General features: G+C 28.6%; 7 protein-coding genes. All 7 read left to right on the top strand.

Going from position 1 to position 6739, the window contains the following annotated elements; translation table 11 throughout:
* The first annotated feature begins 132 nt into the window (after nucleotides 1–132).
* The 7 genes from SHK09_RS14990 to SHK09_RS15020 all read left to right on the top strand — a co-directional run bounded on the left by SHK09_RS14990 (nucleotide 133) and on the right by SHK09_RS15020 (nucleotide 6337).
* Entirely contained in the window at nucleotides 133–555 is a 423-nt protein-coding gene (locus tag SHK09_RS14990) for a hypothetical protein (RefSeq protein ID WP_319811601.1), read from the top strand.
* Nucleotides 556–984: 429 nt separating this feature from the next.
* A complete protein-coding gene (locus SHK09_RS14995) occupies nucleotides 985–1236 on the top strand; it encodes a hypothetical protein (protein ID WP_319811602.1) in 252 nt (83 codons plus the stop codon).
* 183 nt (nucleotides 1237–1419) lie between these two features.
* Nucleotides 1420–2046 (top strand): hypothetical protein, encoded by a 627-nt coding sequence (locus tag SHK09_RS15000; RefSeq protein WP_319811603.1) that lies wholly within the window; start codon nucleotides 1420–1422, stop codon nucleotides 2044–2046.
* Between the two features lie 773 nt (nucleotides 2047–2819).
* Complete coding sequence (locus tag SHK09_RS15005; RefSeq protein WP_319811604.1) at nucleotides 2820–3023, top strand: hypothetical protein; 204 nt, start codon at nucleotides 2820–2822, stop codon at nucleotides 3021–3023.
* A 977-nt stretch (nucleotides 3024–4000) separates the two neighbouring features.
* On the top strand, nucleotides 4001–4753 hold the full coding sequence (locus SHK09_RS15010; protein WP_319811605.1) for a hypothetical protein: 753 nt from the start codon (nucleotides 4001–4003) through the stop codon (nucleotides 4751–4753).
* A gap of 119 nt (nucleotides 4754–4872) precedes the next feature.
* Nucleotides 4873–5895, top strand: coding sequence for a hypothetical protein (locus SHK09_RS15015; RefSeq protein WP_319811606.1), 1023 nt, complete (start codon nucleotides 4873–4875; stop codon nucleotides 5893–5895).
* Nucleotides 5896–6091: 196 nt separating this feature from the next.
* Nucleotides 6092–6337, top strand: a complete 246-nt coding sequence (locus tag SHK09_RS15020; RefSeq protein ID WP_319811607.1) for a PLD nuclease N-terminal domain-containing protein — start codon at nucleotides 6092–6094, stop codon at nucleotides 6335–6337.
* The last annotated feature ends 402 nt before the right edge of the window (nucleotides 6338–6739 follow it).

Consider the following 6739-nt stretch of genomic DNA (forward strand, 5'->3'; position numbering starts at 1 on the left):
CTAACAATTTAAAAACAAAACTAGTTCAAAATATTTTTTGCCTTCTAAACGACTAAAAAAAAAGTTTGAACGGTATAAATTAACCTAAAAAAAGGTCAACCTATATCAGTATAATACAAAACCGCGAACTGAATGAAAAAATGGATATTAATAATAGTCGGAATTGTTCTAATTGGAATTGTTGGAATCGGAATAAAAATTAACTCGGATTTTGACAAAGTTGCGGAAGCGTTTCATTCTGAACATTCTCTAAAAGACGCCAGTTTCGTTCTTATCTCGAAATCTATTTCACCGAATAAAAAACACAAATATTACGAATATCAATTTGACAACGGCGGATTTGGATACTCAAGAGTTTTTTGGTCAGTTATCGAAAATAAAGAAAACAAATCTGACCTTGAAAACGGACTCATTCCAGATGGATTTAAAATAGTTGGTTGGACAAATGAAAACGAACTGATTTTAAAAAAATGGGAACCTTATTACGAAATAAATAAAACCGAATTGAAAAACGGAATTAAATTGAACGGAGTGAAAATCACACTAACTGAATAAAAAAACGTTGCCTAACACCGTATAAAAATAATTGCGGTTTTAATGCTTAATCAAAGGTCGTTGCGTGTTTGTAACGTCTGATTTTCCTACGGAAAATCCTCGCATACAAACCCGCAACTATTCTTATACATAAACGTTACAGCACATATGAGAAAAACCATCCGTAAAGACATAATTCCACTTCTGATTTCAGTAATTATTCTAATAATTTCAATCGGAATTACATTGTTTACGGAATACGTTTTGAATTTTAAGCATTACGTGGGAATTGGACTCGTCGGAATTTCATTATTTCTGTACTTTAAAAACAAAAAATTATATGTTTATATATTCGGACTGACTTTAATTGTCGGAATTATAAATCTAATAGACATTTATTACTCAAACATATCTTTCGGAATTGGACCAATTAAATTCAACCCAATATTTATGACTTTATTCATTATTTTCTTGACTTTGAATAAGGAAATGTTGAATAAATTATTTCCTGAAAAGAAACTGAATAAAAATGACTTGGTGGAAAAAAATGCGGAAAACGGAAATCTGATTAAAAATTATGAAGTAAAATTTCAATCAAAAACAGAATCGGAATTGAAAAGTATTGCGGATGAAAAAAGCGGATATGTGAACGAGGCGAAAATTGCTTCGAAAAACGTTTTGAAAAATAAATACGTGCTGTAACACCGTATAAAATTAATTGCTGGCAAATCGCTTACTTACGAAAGTCCAAACGGACTTTCTTGGTTCGTGTTTTATTTACTAAATTTACTGCTTAAAACACGCAACTAACCTTATACAAAAACGTTGCAAAACATTAAAAACAAGAACGGAATAATTCTTAATAATTAAAAAATAAAATTAAAAATGAAATATAGATATATTTTTATTTTTGTAATAACTATTAGTAGCTCATGTTTTAGTCAAATAAGTATTTATGACGCCATAAAAACAGGAAATGAGATTTCTAAAAATGAAAAAAACTTTAATGAATTACCTCCAAAATTAATTCAAACTTTTGGAATTGAAACTTCTTTACCTCAAAGAATATACTATCAATTTGAAAATGGTGAAACTATATTAACTAGCAGATTATCTTTTGCGTCTTTCTATTCTATTAATTATCCCCTTTTTAAAAAACTAACCTTTGGAATAATAAGTGGAATACAGCATCAAAGTCAAGGAAGTTTAACCGGATTAAAAATCGGAGGATTACTTCGATATTATTTTAAGAATTATGAGTCTGCAAATTTTTATTTTATGACTGCTAAAAGTATAGGAATATTTGGAAAAATAGAAAATTCATCAGGTTACGGAAACGCTCGATTTGGTTTAGAATTTCCTATTAAAAAAGATGATGACCTACATCTAAACTTCAATATTTTTTGGGATAACGATTCTTATAAGTTGAAAAAATCCTTATTAAAAAATGAAAAACCTAGAGATATTACTTACCATGAGGCATATGGTATAGGAATTGGAATACAGTTTTAATAATTTAAGCAAATGGCTGAAAAAAAAAAACGTTTTACAACACCGTGTAAAAAATATTGCTATATTTAGCATAAACTAAAACTTGTCGCTTTTTTTGCCAACTTCTGAATTTCTGCCGAAATTCCTCGTTCACAAAAACGCAACATTCCTTACACATACACGTTGTAATTCATTGCTCAGAAAAATCAAAACGCTGAATTGAAACGTGGGAAATATTGAATTTCTTTACTTTTAAATTTAAGAAAACTGAAAATTTGTGGAACACTCTCTCGCTCGTCAAAATTTTTCAAAATTGCGGAATTTAGCAAGTTTGTGAAAATTCTGAATTAATAAAGTTTGCGGAATTTTTACTCGCACAAATATTGAAATGGAATTCCAAAATTGCGGAATTGAAAAACTTTGAATTTACTCAAACACAAAACCAAATTTGCGGAATTTTTTCGCTTTTTTTTTTAGAAAAAGTGTTTTACCTAAAAAATGTCGGAATTTACTCAAATGCTGAAAAGTTGAAAATGGAATTAAAATGTATTTACTCAAATGTTTCACAACAAAATTACAACACCGTATAAAAAAAATTGCTTAAATTTATGCCTTATCAAAGCTTTTTGCTTTTTTAAAAATACTTCTAATTTTCCGGTGGAAAATTTGCCGCATTTTTAAATCGCAAAAATTTTTATACCAAAACGTTGCCAATAATGCGAAAGCAAGTTTGCGGAATTTTGATTTTGAAAAACATTAAACAAAATTAAAAATTAATAAATAATAGAAATAAAATGAAAAAAAATATTATAGTTGCTGGAATAGTTGGAGTTATGATTCAATGTTTTGGGCTTGGATTTATGCTCTATGGAGTTAATAACAATGAAAAATACACTTGGATTGGTTATGGAATGATGTCTTTTGGAATGATGATAGTTATAATTGGACTTATCATTGTAGGTATGCAAAAATTAAAAAATGAGAAATCCATAAAATAAAAATGACTTAAATTAATTTGTGTTCGGAATTTGATAAAAAAATTATTGTAAAATTGCGTCTGACTCACAGTCAACTGGAAAAATTTAATCTGAATTTGAACAAGTTTGTGGTATTTAAAACTGACGAATTCACACAAACTGAAAAAATAAATTACGAAAATTTAATTAAGCGGAAAATTACGGAAAGAAAAAAAGCACTATTGGCAACAACGTATAAAAAAAATTGCTAAACTAATGCTTAATTAAAGGCAGTTGCATTTTTGCCAACTTCTGAATTTCCTTCGGAAATTCCTCGCTGACAAAAACGCAACTTTTCTTATACACAAACGTTAGCGAACATTAATCGCGGTACTGAAAAAGATAAAAAACTACCCGCAATTAGATTAAAAGTGAGAGGTAAAACTTTTAAACACCACTTTTAATAAGGGTTTACAAACTGTATATCGGATTGAGCGCATTACTAAATAATTATAAATATATCGGATTTAACTCGCGCATAAATAATAATACAAATCGGATTTAATAAGCAGACAAAACTGTTGTAGCGTATTTTGCTTTAACATTTTTAATAAGCGTTTAAAACAACTGTATATCTGATTGAGCGCGTTACTAAATAACTATAAATATAGCGGACTTAACTCAAGCATAAATAATAATACAAATCGGATTTAATAAATAGATAAAATTGTTGGAAAGGATTTCCTTTGTTAATAAATAGTATTACAAATCGGATTTACTAAATATCATAAAACTATGATACCTATTAATTTTTATTTAAGATAAATACGTTAAAAAAAAGAAATGTAACGTTCGCTAACAATATGTATAAAAAATGCTTATTTTAGGCTTAACCAATGTAAAGGATTGTTTACTAACTTCTGATTTTCCCTACGGAAAATCTTCGCTGTTAAAACCGCACATTCTATACATTTAACGTTAGCTGTAATTAATCACTCAAACCTGAAAAATAAATTATAATGAGAAATTTTATATGGAATAGAGATCCACAAGAAGCAATGGACAATCCATATGAATATGAAGCTCAAGAACAATTTAGGAATGAATCTGAAAAATTAATCAAAGAATTAAGAAAATATTTAATAACTGAATATTCCTTTAAACTTAATGAAAAGACTTCTGAAAAAGCAATTTATATGTTAGCTATAAATGCTTTAGATTCTGCTTTTGAAATTGTACAATCTTTGAAAAGTCAATCACATAGGGTTACTGCCCATTTATTAAGAACAATTGACGAATCTATTGACCTCGGAGTATTTTTTAATAGTAAATCTGAAAAATCAAAAAGGAAAGTTGAAAAGTGGTTTAATAACGAAATGATTCCTCACAGAGAATATCGAGATTATATTAAAAGTAAAGAAGGTGTAGAAAAGTTTGAACAAGAGCGAAAAAAATATATTGATATTTCAAAATTCTCACATAACTCATACAAAACTCTTCTTTACAGTTATGTTCAAAGAAGTGATGAAACAATTGTTCACGGAAACACATATGAAAGTGGAATTTTAATACCTATTCAAACTATTGCAATGTATCACGCTATTTCAGGTTTTTATTTTAAGAAAATAGCTTTTAAAATGGTCGAATTTGAATTTATTGAATTAGAAAAAATGTTAAAAATTATGTTAGATTCACAAGAAGAGAATACTATAGAAAGAAAATTTGAAATGAGAAAAAAACTACAGCTAACACCGTGTAAAAAAAATTGCTAAATTAGTGCTTAATTAAAAGCAGTTGCTTTTTTGCAAACAACAATTTTCCTGCGGAAAATAGCCGTTCACAAAAATCGCAACTTTCATTACACAACAACGTTAGCCACAAGCAAAAAAAAATGACTGCATCAAATTTAAAAGGTAGCTTATTAGAATATACAGTTAGAAGAATTCTTCTTAATTGTGGATTTACGAAAGTGAAACCAGATGGACTTCTAATTTATAAAAGAGGAGGTTTAACAATGATTAATGGGAAAGGTGCTGCTCACGATGCTGATGTACTAATGAATCCGCCAATTCAAATGCCTTTTTCTTATCCATATCGTTTAAATTTTGAATGCAAAGCATATAATAAAAAAGTTGGATTAACAATTATTAGAAATGCACTTGGTTTAAGATATGATATTAATGAATTTGAGATTGTAACTCGAAAACACTTAAAAGAAAGACAAAATAATAAAAGAAGTCCATTAGCAATCGATAATAGACAAAGATTTAATTATCAAGTTGGAGTAGCTTCGGTAGAAGACTTTACAAAACCAGCTTTTGAATTTGCAGCTAATAATAAAATTCCTTTGATTTCATTACGTTGGTTTTTACCAGCAGCTATTTGTGATAGTTTCCATCAAATCACACCAACTTATTTACAACGATATACAGAACAACAACTCAATGATTTGTACGAGTTTTTAAAAGGAAATGATAACGAAAATGCAACATCTTTTTTAACAGAAACTGACTCTATATTTAAAAACATTTACGACTCTATAATTGAATTTGAAAATAGAGTTTTGATTGGACTATTGGAAAGTGGAGATTTGCTATTCTTGATTTCTAATAACGATAATGGAGTGGATTATATTTCAAATAGAAATTCAGTTATGACAGCTCGATTTCATTATCATAGAAGAACATTAGATTTTTGGAAATTAAATGTAAATCAACAAGTTGAATTTGGGTTTTATTTACCTTCAAGAATAATTGAAATGTGGAAAGAACAGAGTTTTGACAGTCAAGCAGCTATTAATTTAAAAGCTGAATTATTTTCAAGAGTATTTGTATTTGTAAAAAACCAAGAATTGCCTTTCAAAATATTAAAAATTGACAGTCGTTGGTTAAATGATATTAATCAGAATGAATAAAAGCCAGTGGCTAACACCGTATATAATTTATTGCTGGCTTCTCGCCTACTTACGAAAGTCCTCGCGGACTTTCGTGGTCGGTAATTATTTACTAAATTAGTTGCTCGAAACACGCAACAAATCATATACAACAACGTTCTACGCAATTTGAGACAAACATTGTGCTGAAATGAAAATTAAGTAAAAATATAAAACTATGGAAACAACATTGATTATCGGATTTGTGATTTTAACCATTATATTATGGTTTTGGGCAATTATGGACATTACAAGGTCGAGATTTAAAAACCGAAATATGAATACAATATGGCTATTAGCTGTTTTGTTTTTTCCAGTTTTAGGCTCAATCTTTTATTTTCAATTGAGAAAAAAGTTTGTAACCAAGGAAAAAAGAAAATTCCAACCGAATTTTAACAGAGCGGAATTAAAAACGACTGAATAATATATTCCAAATCGGAACAGAATGCTGAATTTACTCTTGCTGAATTATTACTCAAGCGGAATTTATAAATGTTGCGCAAAACTGAACTAAAAAACAGAATTTATCCTTGCGGAATTTAGCAGATTTACGGAATTGAAAAACTGAAATAAAAATAAGCGGAATAAAAAACTGCGTAGAACACCGTATAAAAATAATTGCGGCTTAGTGCTTAATCAAAGGTCGTTGCGTGTTTGTAACGTCTGATTTTCCTTCGGAAAATCCTCGCATACAAACCCGCAACTATTCTTATACAACAACGTTATATTTCATTGCTCAAAAATCCAAAAATGCGGAATTGAAACTCTGAAAAACAAAAAAACTGAATATTTGTGGAACACTCTCTCGCTCGTTAGATTTTTTAAA

The organism is Polaribacter sp. PL03, assembly GCF_033875165.1.
Lineage (GTDB): Bacteria > Bacteroidota > Bacteroidia > Flavobacteriales > Flavobacteriaceae > Polaribacter.